At 71.3% G+C, this 17,008-nt stretch carries 17 protein-coding genes; 6 read left to right on the top strand and 11 right to left on the bottom strand.

Features of this window, described 5'->3' with window-relative positions:
* Positions 1-27: 27 nt before the first annotated feature.
* Positions 28-450, top strand: coding sequence for a hypothetical protein (locus tag IE246_RS20305; protein WP_189993067.1), 423 nt, complete (start codon positions 28-30; stop codon positions 448-450).
* Positions 451-592: 142 nt separating this feature from the next.
* Positions 593-1,144, top strand: a complete 552-nt coding sequence (locus tag IE246_RS20300; protein ID WP_189993065.1) for a tetratricopeptide repeat protein — start codon at positions 593-595, stop codon at positions 1,142-1,144.
* 22 nt (positions 1,145-1,166) lie between these two features.
* Here IE246_RS20300 and IE246_RS20295 read toward each other — a convergent pair whose 3' ends face one another.
* The 4 genes from IE246_RS20295 to IE246_RS20280 form a co-directional block, all read right to left on the bottom strand.
* Positions 1,167-1,655 (bottom strand): thermonuclease family protein, encoded by a 489-nt coding sequence (locus IE246_RS20295; protein ID WP_189993064.1) that lies wholly within the window; start codon positions 1,653-1,655, stop codon positions 1,167-1,169.
* A gap of 77 nt (positions 1,656-1,732) precedes the next feature.
* Positions 1,733-2,566, bottom strand: coding sequence for an aldo/keto reductase (locus IE246_RS20290; RefSeq protein WP_189993062.1), 834 nt, complete (start codon positions 2,564-2,566; stop codon positions 1,733-1,735).
* Positions 2,563-3,312: an enoyl-CoA hydratase/isomerase family protein gene (locus IE246_RS20285; protein WP_229837410.1), complete on the bottom strand. Its 750-nt coding sequence runs from the start codon at positions 3,310-3,312 to the stop codon at positions 2,563-2,565. The genes IE246_RS20290 and IE246_RS20285 overlap by 4 nt, the downstream gene beginning before the upstream one ends.
* Positions 3,309-4,376: an isocitrate/isopropylmalate dehydrogenase family protein gene (locus IE246_RS20280; RefSeq protein WP_189993060.1), complete on the bottom strand. Its 1,068-nt coding sequence runs from the start codon at positions 4,374-4,376 to the stop codon at positions 3,309-3,311. The genes IE246_RS20285 and IE246_RS20280 overlap by 4 nt, the downstream gene beginning before the upstream one ends.
* A gap of 189 nt (positions 4,377-4,565) precedes the next feature.
* Here IE246_RS20280 and IE246_RS20275 point away from each other — a divergent pair, with 189 nt between their 5' ends.
* Positions 4,566-6,572 (top strand): PhoX family protein, encoded by a 2,007-nt coding sequence (locus IE246_RS20275; RefSeq protein ID WP_189993058.1) that lies wholly within the window; start codon positions 4,566-4,568, stop codon positions 6,570-6,572.
* Between the two features lie 135 nt (positions 6,573-6,707).
* On the opposite strand, the gene IE246_RS20270 is transcribed toward IE246_RS20275, so the two are convergent.
* Both IE246_RS20270 and IE246_RS20265 read right to left on the bottom strand, forming a co-directional pair.
* The gene (locus IE246_RS20270; protein ID WP_189993056.1) at positions 6,708-7,496 is read right to left on the bottom strand and encodes a metal ABC transporter permease; all 789 of its coding nucleotides are present in this window, start codon (positions 7,494-7,496) and stop codon (positions 6,708-6,710) included.
* The gene (locus IE246_RS20265; RefSeq protein WP_189993054.1) at positions 7,486-8,319 is read right to left on the bottom strand and encodes an ATP-binding cassette domain-containing protein; all 834 of its coding nucleotides are present in this window, start codon (positions 8,317-8,319) and stop codon (positions 7,486-7,488) included. The genes IE246_RS20270 and IE246_RS20265 overlap by 11 nt, the downstream gene beginning before the upstream one ends.
* Before the next feature lie 71 nt (positions 8,320-8,390).
* Here IE246_RS20265 and IE246_RS20260 point away from each other — a divergent pair, with 71 nt between their 5' ends.
* Positions 8,391-9,353: a zinc ABC transporter substrate-binding protein gene (locus IE246_RS20260; RefSeq protein ID WP_189993052.1), complete on the top strand. Its 963-nt coding sequence runs from the start codon at positions 8,391-8,393 to the stop codon at positions 9,351-9,353.
* Here IE246_RS20260 and IE246_RS20255 read toward each other — a convergent pair.
* Positions 9,350-10,210, bottom strand: a complete 861-nt coding sequence (locus IE246_RS20255) for an alpha/beta fold hydrolase (RefSeq protein WP_189993050.1) — start codon at positions 10,208-10,210, stop codon at positions 9,350-9,352. The two genes, IE246_RS20260 and IE246_RS20255, sit on opposite strands and share 4 nt — an antisense overlap.
* Before the next feature lie 217 nt (positions 10,211-10,427).
* Here IE246_RS20255 and IE246_RS20250 point away from each other — a divergent pair, with 217 nt between their 5' ends.
* A complete protein-coding gene (locus IE246_RS20250) occupies positions 10,428-10,679 on the top strand; it encodes a YjiS-like domain-containing protein (RefSeq protein WP_229837409.1) in 252 nt (83 codons plus the stop codon).
* Here IE246_RS20250 and IE246_RS20245 read toward each other — a convergent pair.
* From IE246_RS20245 to IE246_RS20230, 4 genes are all read right to left on the bottom strand, one after another.
* Positions 10,636-11,925: an MFS transporter gene (locus IE246_RS20245; RefSeq protein WP_189993049.1), complete on the bottom strand. Its 1,290-nt coding sequence runs from the start codon at positions 11,923-11,925 to the stop codon at positions 10,636-10,638. The two genes, IE246_RS20250 and IE246_RS20245, sit on opposite strands and share 44 nt — an antisense overlap.
* A 10-nt stretch (positions 11,926-11,935) precedes the next feature.
* Entirely contained in the window at positions 11,936-13,330 is a 1,395-nt protein-coding gene (locus IE246_RS20240) for an aspartate aminotransferase family protein (protein ID WP_189993048.1), read from the bottom strand.
* A 216-nt stretch (positions 13,331-13,546) separates the two neighbouring features.
* Positions 13,547-15,007, bottom strand: coding sequence for a methyl-accepting chemotaxis protein (locus IE246_RS20235; RefSeq protein WP_229837408.1), 1,461 nt, complete (start codon positions 15,005-15,007; stop codon positions 13,547-13,549).
* 179 nt (positions 15,008-15,186) lie between these two features.
* Positions 15,187-15,942 (bottom strand): SDR family oxidoreductase, encoded by a 756-nt coding sequence (locus tag IE246_RS20230; RefSeq protein ID WP_189993046.1) that lies wholly within the window; start codon positions 15,940-15,942, stop codon positions 15,187-15,189.
* 55 nt (positions 15,943-15,997) lie between these two features.
* On the opposite strand from IE246_RS20230, the gene IE246_RS20225 reads away from it, so the two are divergent.
* Positions 15,998-16,954: a DMT family transporter gene (locus tag IE246_RS20225; protein ID WP_229837407.1), complete on the top strand. Its 957-nt coding sequence runs from the start codon at positions 15,998-16,000 to the stop codon at positions 16,952-16,954.
* Positions 16,955-17,008 lie beyond the last annotated feature (54 nt).

The following is a 17,008-nucleotide window of genomic DNA, read 5'->3' as shown; positions in this document are numbered from 1 at the left end:
GCCCGGGCCGGGAGTAGGCTCCGCCCCATGGCTGCGATCGCGGTGTTCCTGGTCCTGAGCGCTCTGGTGTTGCTGGCGGTTCGCGTAACCCGGCGGCAGATGGCGCTCAGCGCCCTGACCGACGCGCTGGCGCCGGCCCGTCGCAGCCTGGTCGCGGTCGACCCGGCATCCGGCCGGGTCCTCGACGCCCGCGCGGAACTGGCCGAAGTGGAGGCGACCTGGCACCCGGTCCGCTTCCCCGAAGGCTGGGAGTCGCGCGGTTCCGGGTTTCCGCCGGAACGCGCCTCGTTCGACCGGACGCTCGGCGGGCGACGCAAATGGTGCGAGACCCGGTGTCGGGGTGCCTGGCGGGTCGAGCGACCGGAGTCGGGCAATCCGGTGTTCTGGTTCGAGGACCGTCGCGACGCCGCCGACTTCTCGCTGCAATGGTTCCCGTTCAAGTGCAGCTGATCCGCCGTTCCCTCTGATCTTCCGACATCGTCCGAAGACGCACGGTGTGCGCATAGCGACTGGAAAAGCGCACAGGGTGCGCGTATCGTGACTTTCGGATGGCACGCCGGCCCGGGCAACGACGTCGACACCGGAGGAGCGAATGCGGTGGATGGTGGTTCCGGCCCTCGCGGCGATACTGTGGAACGGCACGCCGCCGGCACTCGCCGCGCAGCCCGCCCCGGCCGACCAGGGCGACGCCAAGCGGGGCGACGCCAAGCGGGGCGACGCCAAGCGGGGCGAAGTCGACCGCGGCGAAATAGACCGGGCGCTGACACCGGTCGAGGTCGCCGAGTGGCGCATCGACCGGGCGGTCGACCACTACGGGCGCGGCGAATTCGAGACTGCGGACCGCCTGCTCGAGGCGGTCGTCGAGACGACGGAGCTGTCCGATCCCATGCGGGCGCTGGCGCTGTTCAACCGCGGCGCCGCCCGCCTGCAGCTCGAACGCTATTCCGAGGCGATCCTCGACTTCGACGCGGCCGAGGCGCTCGCGTTCCCGCGCCCGGCCCAGCTTCACCTGGCGCGCGGCCTCGCGTGGGAGAGCCTGCGGATCCTGGACCGGGCCGCCAGGAACTACGTGGACGCGCTGTCGGCGGACCCGGACGATCCGGCGGTCCGCGCCAAGGTGCGGTCGTTCTTCTACAAGCCCTGAGACGTCGAATGGCTGGCCCCGGTCAGGGGTTCTGCTTCCGCCACTCGGCCGGATCGACGAACTTCAGCGCCCAGATGCCGGCCCGGTCATTGCGGGCGAGCTTCTCCAGGCTGGCGAAATCCGGCTGCTCGGCCGGGCGCGCGACCGCCCAGCCGGTCCGGACCATTCGGGCGTTGAGGTTGGTGTCGCCCGCGTAGCAGACCGAAAGAAGATGGCCCTCCTCGCTCCGCCGGTCGCCGACGCAGGTCACCGTGCGCCGGCCTATCAGCTCGGTCAGGGCGTCGAGGGCCTGGATCCCGCACTCGAAGGTTCGCCCGTACTCGTTCTCGCAGTACTGATCCTGTTCCGGTGCGTCGACACCGTGCAGCCGGACCTCTTCCCGGCCGAAGCGCAACGTGTCGCCGGAGACGACGAGTGGTCGGCCCTTCACCTCGGCGACTGCCGGCGTTCCCGCAGACAGGGCAGTGGCGGCCGACACGGCCAAGGCGGCGAACAAGCGCGCAGGTCGCATGGCTGTTCTCCAGTCTCCCCGGACCCGTTTTGAATCGCTCCGGTTCCGCCGTCAATCCCGCACCCCGCGGCGCGCCGTCAGAGAATCTCCAGCGGGCGCTTCGAGGTCGGCGGCGGGAATGCCGTATCGAGGGTTCTGCGATCTTCCGCCGTCAGCCGGATGTCGAGGGCCGCCCGGTTCTGCCGGACGTGGTCGAGCCGGGACGCCTTCGGGATCGCGATCACCCCGTCGCGGTCGAGCACCCAGGCCAGCGCCGCCTGGGTCTCGGTCACCCCGTGACGCGCCGCGACCTCGGCGAGCGCGCGGTTGCCGGCGATCCGGCCCTGCTCGAGCGGCGAGTAGGCCATGACCGGGATCGACCGGGCGGCGCACCACGGAAGCAGGTCGTACTCCACGCCGCGACGGTCGAGGTTGTAGAGCACCTGGTTCGTCGCGCAGGCGCCGCCGCCGTCCAGCGCCGTCAGTTCCTGCATTTCCCCGGTGTCGAAGTTGCTGACGCCCCAGTATCGGATCTTGCCGGCGCGCTTGAGCTCGTCGAACCCGGCGAGCGTGTCCTCGAGCGGGTAGGAGCCCGGCCAGTGCAGCAGGTACAGGTCGATGGTCTCGACCTCCAGCCGCGACAGGCTGGCCTCGCAGGCCTCCACCGTGCCGTTCCGGCTGGCGTTGAACGGCAGCACCTTGCTGACCAGGAACACCGCGTCCCGGCGGCCCCTGATGGCATCGGCCACCACCTCCTCGGACCCGCCGCTGGCATACATCTCGGCAGTGTCAATCAGGGTCATGCCGAGATCGATCCCGCAGCGCAGGGCGTCCGCCTCGCTGCGCCGGTCGGCCCCGCGTTCGCCCATGTGCCAGGTTCCCAGGCCGAGCGCCGGCACGGCCTCGCCGTCCGGCAGCATCACGGTTCTCATGCTCGTCCTCCTTCGGCCTTGCGGGCCTGCAGCGCCGCCACGTAGGCGGCGATTCGCCCCTTCAGTCCCGGTCGCGCGGCCGACGCGACCAGGTTAACCATGTCCGACTCCCGGGTGTCGGGAACGGTCAGCGCATTGATCCGGGCCGTCGTCTCCCGGTCGATCTTCAGGGCGGCCCCGGCCTCGCGGATGCCCGCGTCGACCGCATCGGCGTCCACGATGCGCGTGACCAGCCCGAGCCGCGCCGCCTCGTCGACGTCGATCCGTCGCCCGGAGCCCACCAGGTCGCGGGCCGCGTCCGGGCCCACGCGGAGGCAGAGGCGCCGGGTGCCGAGAGCGAGGCCGAACCCCGCCCCCGGGAACGCGAACCGGGTTCCCGGCAGCGCCCAACGGTGCTGGCAGGCCGCCAGCAGGTCGGCCCCGGCACCGGTGGTGGCGCCATGCGCGATCGCCAGGGTCGGGATCGGCATGTGGTGGACCGCCTGCAGCAGGGTCTCGATCCGCACCACCCTCAGCAGCAGATCGCCGTCGGACAGCTGCTCGAGGTCGGAGAGGTCGAAGCCGGTGCAGAAATGCTTGCCGGCACCTCGCAGAACCGCCAGCCGGGCCCCGCCCTCGGCCGCCCGGTCGAGCGCGTCCAGCGTGGCCTCGACCAGATCCGGGCCGAGCGCATTGCCGCGCTCCGGCCGCGACAGGACGATCTCGAAGACGCCCTCGCCGACCCGGATCTCGACCGGGCCGCTCACGCCGACCGTCCGAGCGCGGCAACGACCGCCTCGGCGGCCTGCCGGGTGGTCGCCCGACCGCCCAGGTCGGGGGTCCGCCCGGCCTCGGTGCCGAGAGCGGCATCGACCGCCCCTTCCAACCTGACCGCAGCGTCGATCGCCGCCTCGTCGCCGTCGCGCCGGCCCAGCCAGCCGATCAGCATCGCGGTCGACAGGATCAGCGCCGCCGGGTTCGCGACGTTGCGACCCGCCAGGGTCGGGGCCGAGCCGTGCGAGGCCTGGGCGACCGCACAGCTGTCGCCGGCATTCAGCGACCCGGCCACCCCGAGTCCGCCGGCCAGCTCGGCCGCCAGGTTGGAGAGGATGTCGCCGAACATGTTGGAGGTGACGATCACGTCGAAGCGCTCCGGCTCGCGCACCAGCAGGGACGCCATGGCGTCGACCAGGACCTCCTCGATGTCGAGCCCGGCCTGGTCGCGCGCGGCGGCCTGGACGGCGTTGCGGAACAGGCCGTCGGAGACCTTCAGCACGTTGCTCTTGGTGACGATCGCCAGCTTGCCGCGGCGCCCGGCGGCGAGCGCGGCGGCGGCCCGGCCGATCCGCTCGGAGCCCTGGCGGGTGATCTTGCGCATGGCGATCGCCAGGTCCGGCGTCGGCATGAACTCGCCCGGCCCCATGTGCATGGTCCGGTCGGCGTAGAAGCCCTCGGTGTTCTCGCGAACGATCACCAGGTCCATCGAGCGTGCCAGCGACGGCACGCCGGCCCGGGTCCGTGACGGCCGGATGTTGGCGTACAGGTCCAGGCGCTTGCGGAATTCCGCGGACGGGTTCAGCCCGCCCTGCGCCGGGGCCGGGTAGTCGGCGGTCGACACCGGTCCCAGGATCACCCCGTCGGCGGCGACCGCGCGGCCGAAGGTCGCCTCGCTGACGGTGATGCCGTCGGTGCGCAGCGCCTCCATGCCGATCAGCCCACGCTCGACCTCGAGGCCGATCGGATGCACCCGCTCGAGGGCCTCCAGAACGGCCTCGGCGGCATCGGCGATCTCGGGCCCGATACCGTCGCCGGGCAGCAGCAGCAGCTTCATTCACCCTCCCTCCGCGCAGGCCTCAAGGACCGACGGTCGCACCGGCGCGATTTCAAACTGGCGCAACAAGACAGCAACAGAACCGACACGATACCCCGGTATTGCAGGCTCCCAACGCATCGGGCCGCCCGGAAGCCGGGGACCTTCCCCGCGACCCTATTCCGGCGCCAGGATCAGGGAGAGACTGCCATGCAACGCCTCGACATGCAGCATCGCCTCGACGAATTCGACAATCGCGCGGCTGCCATGGAAGCAGCCGACGACGTCGGCAGCAACCCGAGCAGCGCCGCGACCATGGGCGACCTGGTCGCCCGCCGCTTCGGCCGCCGCGACCTGCTGCGCGGCGCCCTGGTCGCCGGCGCCCTGGCCGCGGTCGGCGGGCCGGCCGCCATCTTCGGCCCGTCGAAGGCGCAGGCCGCGCCGAAGAGCCGGTACGTGTTCGAGGAGATCAGCCACGGGGTCGACGAGACCCATCACGTGGCCGAGGGCTACGACGCCGACATCCTGGTGCGTTGGGGGGACCCGCTGTTCGCCGATTCCCCGGACTTCGACCCGGCCAACCAGACCGAGGCGTCGCAGCTGAGGCAGTTCGGCTACAACAACGACTTCATCGGCTTCCATCGGCTGTCCGACGACCGCGCCGTGCTCTGCGTAAACCACGAGTACACCAACGAGGAACTGATGTTCCCGGGCATCGGCCGCCAGGACAAGAAGGGCTTCGCCGACATGACAGCGGCGCTGGTCGCGGTCGAGATGGCGGCCCACGGCGGCACCGTGGTCGAGATCGTCCGCAGGGACGGCAAGTGGGCGGTCGACACCGCCGGCAGGCTGAACCGCCGCATCACCCCGAAGACCCCGATGGTCCTGACCGGACCGGCCGCCGGCGACGATCGGCTCAAGACCTCGGCCGACGGCACCGGCACGCAGGTGCTCGGCACCATCAACAACTGCGCCGGCGGCATCACGCCCTGGGGCACCTACCTGATGGCCGAGGAGAACTTCAACGGCTACTTCTGGGGCGGCAAGGACGCGGCCGCCGCGCACCCGCACGCGACCAGCCTGAAGCGCTACGGCATCCCCGGAGGCTGGTACAACTGGGGTGAGCACGACACCCGCTTCGACATCGCCAAGGAGCCGAACGAGCCGTTCCGCTTCGGCTGGGTGGTCGAGGTCGACATCATGGACCCGGCCTCGACCCCGAAGAAGCGCACCGCGCTCGGCCGCATGAAGCACGAGGGCGCCGAGACGATCGTCAACAAGGACGGCAAGGTCGTCGTCTACTGCGGCGACGACGAGCGCTTCGACTACGTCTACAAGTTCGTCACCAACGGCAGCTACAACCCCGCCGACCGGGCGGCGAACATGGACCTGCTCGACGAGGGCACCCTGTACGTCGCGAAGTTCGACGCCGACGGCGGCGTCGAGTGGCTGCCGCTGGTCCACGGCCAGGGCCCGCTGACCGCGGCCAACGGCTTCAGGAGCCAGGCCGACGTGCTGATCGACACCCGGCTGGCCGCCGACGCGCTGGGTGCCACCCCGATGGACCGGCCGGAGGACGTCGAGGCCAACCCGGTGACCGGCAAGGTCTACGTGATCCTGACCAACAACTCGAAGCGCAAGGCCGACCAGGTCGACGGCCCGAACCCGCGCGCGCAGAACCTCTGGGGCCAGGTCCTGGAGATCACGCCGGACGGCGGCGACCACGCCTCGACCAAGGGCAGCTGGGATCTGGTCGTGCAGGCCGGCGATCCCGCCGACCCCGAGGTCAAGGCGGTGTGGAACCCGGCGACCTCCGCGAACGGCTGGTTCGCCTGCCCCGACAACTGCGCGGTCGACCCGGAGGGCCGGCTGTGGATCTCGACCGACCAGGGCGGCAGCTGGAAGAAGGCGTCCGGTACCGCCGACGGCGTCTGGGCGCTGGAGACCGAGGGCGAGGGCCGCGGCACCGGCAAGCATTTCTTCCGCTGCCCGGTCGGCGCCGAGATGTGCGGCCCGCGCTTCGCCGACGACATGCAGGCGCTGTTCGTCGCCGTCCAGCACGTGGCGGCCGACGGCACCAAGCACTGGGAGCCGTTTGGGCGGGAGTCGACCTACGACGACCCGGCGACCCGCTGGCCGGACTTCGATCCAAAGCTGCCGCCGCGGCCGTCGGTGGTGATGATCACCAGGAAGGGCGGCGGCAAGATCGCGGTGTGATCTGCCGGCAAGCCAGACACCTCCTCATCCCGGGCGTCGCGAAAGCGACGATCCGGGACCTATCCGCCTTCGTATCCACGGGTCCAGGATCCGGCCCGCCTTCGGCGATCCGGTCCGGGATGAGGGGATTTGCCCCTACCCCCGCGCCGGCAGCGCCAGCGAGCCGACGAACAGCGCCAGCGCCGCCACCACGATCGACGGGCCGGACGGGGTGTCGGCGGTCACCGAAAGCGCGAGCCCGCCGGCCACCGCCAGCGCGCCGACGACCGACGCGGCCAGCGCCATGGCCTCGGGCGACCGGGCGCTGCGCCGGGCCGCCGCCGCCGGGATGATCAGCAGGGCGGTGATCAGCAGGACGCCGACGATCTTCATGGCGATCGCGATGGTCGTCGCGATCAGCAGCACGAACACCACCCGCGTCCAGGGTGCGGCCGCCCCCTCGGCCAGCGCCAGGTCGGGATCGACGGTGGCCGCCAGCAGCGGCCGCCAGACCGCCGCCAGGCCGGCCAGCACCGCCGCCCCGCCGCCCCAGATCCACAGCAGGTCGCCGGTCGACACCGCCAGCACGTCGCCGAACAGGTAGGCCATCAGGTCGAGGCGCACGCTCTCCAGGAACGCCACCGCGACCAGGCCGATCGACAGCGCCCCGTGCGCCAGGATGCCGAGCAGCGTGTCGCTGCCGATCTGCCGCTGGCCCTGCAGCGCCGCCAGCAGCAGCGCCACCGTCACGGTCACCGCCAGCACGCCGACGCCGAGGTCGAGCCCGAGGATCAGGCCGAGCGCGACCCCGAGCAGCGAGGCGTGGGCCATGGTGTCGCCGACATAGGCCATGCGGCGCCACACCACGAAGCAGCCGAGCGGGCCGGCGACCAGCGCCACGCCGAGCCCGGCGACCAGCGCCCGGACCAGGAAATCATCCAGCATGGCCGGCGGCTCCGTGCGAATGGCCATGGGGATGGTGGTGGTCGTGATGGTCGCGACGATGATCGACATGGCCGGCGACCGGCTCGCCGGTCAGGTCGTGCTCGTGGTCGTGGTGGTGGCGGTACAGCGCGAACAGCTCGGCCTGCGGCCCGAACAGCCGGCGGACCTCGGCGTTGCCGGATACCTCGTGCGGGGCGCCGGTGCAGCACACATGGCCGTTGACGCAGACGACGCGGTCGGTCGCCGCCATCACCACGTGCAGGTCGTGGCTGACCATCAGCACACCGCAGGCGTGACGGTCGCGGATCGTGCCGATCAGCTCGTACAGCGCCGCCTCGCCGGTGAAGTCGACCCCCTGCACCGGCTCGTCGAGCACCAGCAGGTCCGGCGCACGCACCAGCGCACGGGCCAGCAGCACGCGCTGCAGCTCGCCGCCGGACAGGCCGTGCACCGAGGCGTCGATCAGGTGCGCGGTGCCGGTCTCGGTCAGCGCCCGCTCGATCGCGCCGCGCCCCGGCCGGGCGGTCAGGCTCATCAGCCGGGCGACCGTCATCGGCATCACCCGGTCGAGCGCGAAACGCTGGGGCACGTAGCCGACGGTGACGCCGTCGGCCACGAAGGCCCGGCCGGCGCTCGGCTTCAGCAGTCCGAGCACGGCCCGCAGCAGGGTGGTCTTGCCGCCGCCGTTCGGGCCGATGACGGTGACGATCTCGCCGCGCCGCAGGGTCAGGTCGACGCCGTGCAGGATGACCCGCCCGCCGAGCCGCACGGCCAGCCCCTCGGCCCGCAGCAGAACCCCCTCCGGCTTTCCGACCCCTGTCATGCGTAGACCCTACTTGCGATTTGAAACGTTATACTATTACATCACGGCAATCCGGAACCGTGGATAGCGCCATGCGACCCTTCTCACAAGCCCTCGCCAGCCTCGTTCTCGCCGCAACCGCCGCCCTGGCCGCAACCGGACCGTCGGCGGCCGCCGATACGCCGCGCGTGGTCGCCTCGATCGCACCGGTCGGCAGCCTGACGGCGGCGGTAATGCGCGGCATCGCAACCCCCACCGTGCTGCTGCCGGCCGGCGCCTCGCCGCACGCCTATGCCCTGCGCCCGTCGGAGGCGCGGGCCCTGGCCTCGGCCGACCTGGTCCTGTGGGTCGGCGAGGCGCTGGAGGCGTTTCTCGAGGAGCCGCTGCATTCGCTCGCCCGCGCCGACAACGTCGTCGAGCTGGCCGATACCGAGGGGCTGATCCTCTACCCGCCCCGCACCGGCGGCGTCTGGGAGGCCGACCATGAGGACGAGCACGAAAAAGGCCACGCCCGTCACTCCCACGGCCACGACGGCATCGACCCGCATCTCTGGCTGGACCCGCGCAACGCCGCGGTACTGCTCGACCGGATCGCCGACGCCCTGGCGAAGCGCGACCCCGGCCGCGCCGACGCCTACCGGGCCAACGCGGTCGCCGCGAAGGCCGACATCGCCGCCCTGGACGCCCGCCTGGCCGACGAGCTGCGACCGCTCGGCGGCCGGCCCTACGTGGTGTTCCACGACGCCTACCAGTACCTCGAGCGACGCTACGACCTGACGCCGGTCGGCGCGGTCTCGATCGGCCCCGAGCGCTCGCCCGGCGCCCGGCGGCTGGCACATCTGCGCGACGAGATCGCCGAGCGCGGCGCCGTCTGCGCGTTCCGCGAGCCGCAGTTCGCCCCGAAGGTGCTGGAAAGCCTGGCCGGTGACACCGGCATCCGCGTCGACGTCCTGGATCCTCTCGGCACCGGCACCGCGCCGGGTCCTGACGGCTACGCGACGCTCATGCTGGGCCTGGCGGGCGCGCTGCGGCGCTGCCTGTCCGCCGCCGGTTAGACCGGCCCCGGCCCGTCGGCCAGGAAATCCAGCAGCGTCGCGTTGAACCGCTCCGGGTCCTCGTACTGCACCCAGTGGCCGATGCCGTCGAGCATGGCGATCCGGGCCTCCGGCTGCAGCGAACGCAGCAGCGCGTGCCGCGGCTCGAAATAGCCGATCGCGGTAACGTCTTGGTCGCCCCAGATCAGGCTGATCGGCGCCTGGATCGACGGCAGCGTGACCGACAGCCTGTCGGTGACCGAGATCGGCCGCGAGCGGATGCGGTTGCGCTCGGTGTTGCGGCGCTGGATCAGCATCGCCAGGTCGTCGACCTTGGCCTCGTCGGCGAACATCAGCAGCGCCAGGTTGTGCCGGTAGGTGGCCTCCTGCTCCTCCGGACTCATCTCCGGGGTGATCCGGATCATGTTCCGTGTCACCGGGCCGCGTGCCCCGAACCCGGCGGCCCCGACCCCGGTGAAGCTCCGGACCCGGTCGCCGAGCCGGGTCGCGACCAGGCTGCCGATGACCGCCCCGAACGAAAAGCAGACCATCCGGATGCGTTCGCCGTCGTGGGTCACCCGCCGGACACCCTCGGCGACGATGTCGGCCAGGCTGTCGGCATCGTAGGGATGGTCGGGATCGTCGCTGTCGCCCTGCCCCGGCATGTCGGCGGCGATCACCCGGTAGCGCCCGGCCAGCGCGTCGATGTTGCGGACCCAGTGGTTCCACGAGCCGAAGCCGCCGTGCAGCAGCACCACCGGATCGCCCTCGCCCCAGACCCGCCAGACCATGCTGCCGTCGCCGCACGGCGTCCGCACGGTGAGCGCGCGGGCCTCGAAGTCGGCGAGCAGGGCCGCCGGGTCGCTGGTCTGGGTCATCGCTGGTCGGAAGCCGTCGGACGGAAGGGCCGCAACAACACACCGTCCGGGGCCGGCCTGTCAACGAGGGCGAGATCGACGCCCATTGTCATTATGCGCGATATGGGATCAATTAATTATCCATCATGAACATTATTCGTCAATCGGGCCGTTATCACCTGCGTGGGACCGCGGCGCCCGACACGGGCGCTGCCACAACCGGCGACAGGAGCCGACCATGGCCACCGTACTCGAAATGCCCGCCTCCCGCTCCGCAACGGCAGCGCCCGACGCTTCCGCCCAATCATCGCTGCTCGCCCGGCTGAACCGCCTGTTCGCCGGCGTCCGGCGCGATGTCCGCTCCGCCCGCGCCTACGACGACCTCATGCGGCTGGACGACAGGACGCTCGGCGATATCGGGGTGCACCGCACCGAGCTCGGCTCGATCATCCACCATGGCCGGGACGACCCGACGCGGCGGCAGCGCTGACCGGCACGCGCCCCCGCAGTTCGGGCACCGCGACGACCAGGGCCGCCAGCGCCACCAGCCCCTCGACGCCGATCACGGTCAGCGCCAGCGAGCCCCCGATCCGGTCGGCCAGCCAGCCGACGTGCAGGACGCCGAGCGGACCGGCGCCGATGCACACCGACAGCACGCCCATCAGGCGCGAGCGGATGGCCGGCGGCGACTCGCTGAACATGATGGCGCTCTGCATCGACGCGAAGCCGGCGATGCCGACGCCGCCGGCGGTCAGCACTACCAGCGCGAGGCCGTAGCTGGTGGTGACCGAGAACGCCAGGACCGACACCATGAACAGGACGCTGCCGGAGATGTAGATCAGGCGGAACCGCCGGGGCGTCGCCAGGAACGCGATCGCCACCGCCCCGGCGAAAGCGCCGACACCCTCGACGGTCAGCAGCAGGCCGATCCGAACCGGGTCGACCGCGAAGGTCTCGCGCCCGACCACCGGCGCCATCGCCGCATAGGGAAACCCGAACAGATTGACGATCACGGTGACGCCGAGATGCCCGAGCAGCGCCCGGCTGCGGCGCAGAAAGGCGAGCCCCTCGCGAATCTCGGCGATCAGGGCCAGTGGCCGTGGCTCCCGGGGCGTCGGGGTGAACCGGATCGATGCGGCGACCAGCGCCGACACGCCGTAGAAGACAGCCGCCACCGCATAGGCGCCACCGAGGCCGACGGCGGCGTACAGCGCCCCGCCGGCCAGCGGCCCGATCATCCGGGTGGCGTTGTTCGATGCCGAGTCCATCGACATCGCCGGTCCCAGCCGGTCGACGCCGACGCTCTCACCGAGGATGGTGCGGCGCACCGGCAGGTCGGTCGACCAGCAGAAGCCGTTGACGAAGGCGCCGAGCCCGACGTGCCAGATCTCGATGCCGCCGGTCGCGACCAGCAGCGCCAGCACCGTCGTGGTCAGCGCCATGACCGCCTGGCAGGCCACCAGGATCGCCTTGCGGTCGAGGCGTTCGGCAAGCGCCCCGGTCACCGAGCCGAACAGCGCCATCGGCGCCTGCCGCAGCACGGTCATCAGCGCCACCAGCACCGGCGACTCGGTCAGCGCGTAGGTCCACACCCCGATCGCCAGCATCTCCAGCCAGCGCATCGCGCCCTGCAGGACGCCGACGCTCCACAGCTTGCGGAACTCGGCTTCGGCGATCAGGGAAAGCGGGCCGCGCCCCCGGCTTCCCCGATCGCCGTCGCCGGCGACCGAGGTCATCCGATGGAACTCATGCGATGTCCCCGGCACGCCGCAGCATGGCCAGCGCCTCCGCGAACGCCGCCGCCGTGGCGTCGATGTCCGCCTCGGTATGGGTCGCCGACAGCAGGCCGCCGCACATCGGGTTGAGATCGACGCCGTTGACCAGCATGGCGAGCCGCAGCCTGCGGATCAGCTCCTTCGGCCGGTCCTTCATCCTGGTCGCCGACAGCGACAGCGGATCGAAGGCGAACGGATCCGCGACCGGCCGGTCGGCCTGCACGAACAGGTGGAACAGCGAGAAGTTGCCGTAGAACGCCCACGGCACGCGCCGGTCCTTCAGCACGCCGTTCAGGCGCTCGCGCAGCGCCGCCGCGGTCGCCGAGGCTTTGTCGCACGCCCCGGTCTCGGCCAGGATCCGCAGGGCCGTGGTCCCGGCCGCCGCCGACACCGGGTTGGCGTTGAAGGTCCCGGGGTGGCCGATCTTGTCGCGCTTGCGGGCCTCGGCGGCGTCGAAGTCGAGGCCGTCCATCACGTCGCGGCGGCCGCCGACCGCCCCGCCCGGCAGGCCGCCGGCCAGGATCTTGGCGAAGGTCGACAGGTCCGGCCGCACCCCGAAGGCCTCCTGGGCGCCGCCCGGCGCCACCCGGAACCCGGTCACCACCTCGTCGAACACCAGCAGGATCCCGCGCTTCGCGGTCTCCTCGCGCAACGCCCGCAGGAAATCGGGGTCGAGCGCGGTGTAACCGGTCGAGCCGCCGGTCGGCTCGACGATCGCGGCGGCGATGTCGTCGTGGGCGTCCAGCACGGCGCGCAGGCCGACGAAGTCGTTGGGGTCGGCCAGCAGCGCGTTCTCGGCCACCCCGGCCAGGACGCCCGGGGCCGCCGAGCCGTCGAACTGCGACGCCACGCCGTGGGTCATGTGGTCGTGCCAGCCGTGGAAGTGGGTGCGGAACCGCAGCACCTTCGGCCTGCCGGTGAAATCGCGGGCCAGGCGCAGCGCCATGTGCGTGGCCTCGGTCCCCGACGAGGTGAAGCGGATGCGCTCGACCGACGGCACCAGCTTCATCACCGCCTCGGCCCAGCGGAGCTCCCAGGGATGGTTGGCGCCGAACTGGGTTCCCTGGGCCATGACTTCGGCCGCCACCCGGGTCACCTCGGGGTGGGCGTGCCCCAGCAGCAGGGCGCCGTGGCCGCCGAAATAGTCGACGTACTCGTTGCCGTCGACGTCCCACTTCCGCGGCCCGGCCGCCCGCTCGACGTAGATCCCGTAGGGCTTCAGGTGGCGGGCGTCGTGGGTGATGCCGCTCGGGAACAGGGTCCTGGCCTCGGCCGCCAGCTCCGCGGAGCCCGGCGTGCGCTCCCGGAAGGCCGCCTCGATCGGCGAGTTCGACAGCGCGGTCTGGGTCACGACGGGATCGGCCATGGCGGAGTCCTCAGGCGGCGTCGGACGCCCGGCGGGCGTCCATGGAACGGGAGGGTTTCGGTCCGACGGGATCGGCGAGACGAGAGACCGAACGCTCTCACAAATCCGGCGGCCCGTCCACGTCGTGGCCGTTCGTCGCCGGGTCGCCGAGGCCGCCGCGCCGTCCCGGAACGCGGGCGGCCGTTCGGACGCGACCCAGGTCGCCCGCCGGTCCGGTCAGAACGCCCGGACCGACCCGACGAACTCGTCGACCCTGCTGCCGAGCTGTCCGCTGTCGCGGCTCAGCTGCGAGGCCGCGCCGAGCATCTGGACCGCGGACGCACCGGTCTCGCCGGCCGACTGGCTGACCCCGGTGATGTTGTTCGTGACCTCCGCGGTGGCCGCCGACTGCTCCTCGACCGCCGACGAGATGCTGGTCGCGATCTCGCTGAGCTGCTCGATCACCTTCGCCACCTGCTCGATCGACCCGACGGTCGAGCGCGTAGCGTCCTGGATGCCACCGATCTTGCCGGCGATCTCCTCGGTCGCCCGGGCGGTCTGCCCGGCCAGGTTCTTGACCTCCGTCGCGACCACGGCGAAGCCGCGGCCGGCGTCGCCGGCCCGGGCCGCCTCGATGGTCGCGTTGAGCGCCAGCAGGTTGGTCTGGGAGGCGATCTGGGTGATCAGGTCGACGACATTGCCGATCTCGTCGGCCGCCTGGGCCAGGCTGCGGACCTGCTCGGACGACCGGCGCGCCTCCTCGACCGCCTCGCCCGAGATGGTCGCGGAACGCTGCACCTGCCCGGAGATCTCGCCGATCGAGGACGCGAGTTCCTCGGCGGCCGCCGAGACCACGCCGGCCTGGGCGGCCGTCTCCTCGGCGATCGACGCCATCGTTTCGGCCGTCGCCTGCATCTCGGTGGTGGCCGAGCCGACGCCGTCGACCAGGGTCTTGATATTGCCCTCGAAGTCGTCGGCCAGCTGCACCTGGGAGGTTATCACCGACCAGTTCAGCATCGGCGCGACGTAGCGGCCGGAGTTGTCGCGGATCGCCGAGACCCGCAGGTCCAGCGTCTCCGGTCCGAGCCGGATCTTGGCGCGGTACGGCAGCCTGTCCGGGTCGGACAGGATGCGGCGCTGATGCTCCGGGTTCCGGTGGAACACGTCGATGCTGGTCCCCACCAGCTCGTCCGCCTTGATCGGCAGGTACTGCTCGAGGCGGCGCAGGGTCTCGATGCTGGTGCGGTTGGCGTAGGTGACCTCGAAGGTCTCCGGATCGCACATCATGACGTTGACCGGCATCTCGTCGATCATCGTCAGCAGGCGCTGGGTCTCCGCCTCGACCCGCGCCTGCTCGGTCACCAGGGTCCAGGTCAGCATCGGCCCGACGTACCGGCCGCCGTCCATGATCGCGTTGACATGCAGGTCGAGGACTTCGCCGCCGATGGTGATCCGCGCCTTGTGCGGCAGGTTCTTCGGGTCGGACAGCAGGGCGCGCTGCCGCTCCGGGTGCTTGTGGAACACGTCGATCGACGCGCCGACCAGCTCCGCCGCCTTGATCGGAAGGGCGTGCTCGATGCTCCGCAGCGTCTCGAGCGTCGCCTTGTTGGCGTAGTCGATCCGGAAGGTCTTCAGGTCGCAGGTCATGACGTTGACCGGCAGGCCGTCCAGCATGGCGGCCATGTGCTTGGGTTTCATGCCGACAGTACCTCGCTTCGACTCGTCGGGTCCGGAGCACCGGCCCATCGGCCTGCACGGCCGCCGCCCGGCACCAGATCGAATATTCGCGAATATCTTTAAGTGCCGGTTAACCGCCCGCGCCCGGCCGGCAGGACTTTCGTGTTGCGGCAGCAGCAATCGATCCGGATCGACCCGGCTCAGCCCTTGGCCCGGGGGAAGGTCGGGGCAACCAGGATCTCGTGGATGCTGGTCCGCGGATGCATGCGGGCCACGAACAGCGCCGCCTCGGCGATGTCCTCGGGCTGGATCAGCCTCTCGAGCTCCTCCGGCGTCAGCTTCACCGGCCGGCGGTCGAGGATCGGTGTGGCCACCTCGCCCGGGCAGATCGCACAGGCCCGGATGCCGTTCACCCCTTCCTGCATGTTGATGTGGGCGCTGATCGACATCACCGCGTGCTTGGAGGCGCCGTAGGCGACGCCGGCGACCTGCGAGTAGAACCGTCCGGCCCAGGACGACGTGATCACGACCAGCCCGTCGCCCTGCCGGCGCATCGCCGGCAGCACCGCCGCGACCCCGTTGTAGACGCCCTTGACGTTGGCATCGATCACCGCGTCCCAGCCGTCCAGCACCGCGCGGTCGGCGATCGCGTCGCTCCAGTTGCGCGGCGTCAGATTGGTGCCGGCGTTGGCGAACAGCATGTCGATCCGGCCGTGCGCCCGGTCGATGGCCGCCGCCGCCTCGAACACCGCGTCGCGGTCGGCCACGTCCAGGGCGATGACCTCGGCCCGGCCGCCGGTGGCGCGGATCGTCTCGGCGGTCTCCTCCAGCGGTTCGGCGCGCCGCCCCGACAGCACGACGGTCATGCCGGCCAGCGCCAGCAGCCGGGCCGAGGCCTCGCCGATGCCGGTTCCGGCACCGGTAATCCAAACAATCTTTCCGTCGAGCGTGCGCATGGACGTGGCCTCCCGGCTGTCGGATACTGATCACCCTGCCCCAGAGCTTACGCCGATGCCCCCCTCAGCCGACAAGCTGTCCGCCGCATTCACGGCGCGCCTCGCGCCCTATATCGCGCAATGGGAGGCGCTGCCGGCGAACGCCCGCGGTTCGGTCTGGATGGTCGTGAGCTCGCTGGTGTTCGCGGTCATGGCGACCTGCATCAAGCTGCTCGGCCGCGACCTGCCGGTCGTCGAGATCCTGCTGTTCCGGCAGTTGTTCGTGCTGGTCGTGCTCTCGCCGGCGATCGTCAAGGGGTTCCCGGGAATCCTGCGCACGACCCGCCGGTCGCTGCATTTCACACGGTCGCTGCTGGCCTTCGTGGCGATGACCGCCGGCTTCACCGCGCTGGTCCACCTGCCGCTCGCCGAGGCGACCGCCATCAGCTTCGCGCGCACCCTGTTCACCACCATGCTGGCGGTGATGTTCCTGCGCGAGGTGGTCGGCTGGCGGCGCTGGAGCGCGACCCTGGTCGGGTTCCTGGGCGTGCTGGTGATCGTCCGGCCGTCGCCCGACAATCTCAACGAGTACGCCCTTCTGGCCCTGCTGTCGGCCTGCTTCGTCGCGGCCCTGCAGATCGCCCTGCGCACCCTCGCCCGGACCGAGCGGCCGGCAACCATCATGACCTACCAGAACGTGACCCTCAGCGTGCTGCTGGCCGGTCCCGCCGCCTATCTGTGGGTCACGCCGACCTGGGAGCAGATCGCCTTCCTGGCGGCCGTCGGCGGCCTGATGTCGGTGGTCCAGTGGACCATGATCAAGGCCTACGGCAGCGGCGACGCCTCGGCGATCGCGCCGATGGAGTACGGCCGCATCGTGTTCGCGACGATCGCCGGCATCCTGGTGTTCTCGGAGGTGCCGACGGTCTACACCGCCATCGGCGCGACGCTGATCATCGGAAGCACGCTGTACACCATGCGCCGCAACGCCATCCGCCAGGCCAAGCCGGCCTCGCCCGCCGACGCCGAGTGAGACCGCTCGCGGGAGCCGGCCGGCCCTGGCATCCGGGCCGTCGGCTCCCTACCT

Origin of the sequence: Thalassobaculum fulvum, from assembly GCF_014652915.1 — a bacterium.
Lineage (GTDB): Bacteria > Pseudomonadota > Alphaproteobacteria > Thalassobaculales > Thalassobaculaceae > Thalassobaculum_A > Thalassobaculum_A fulvum.
This window is presented reverse-complemented; position numbering and strand designations above follow the sequence as displayed.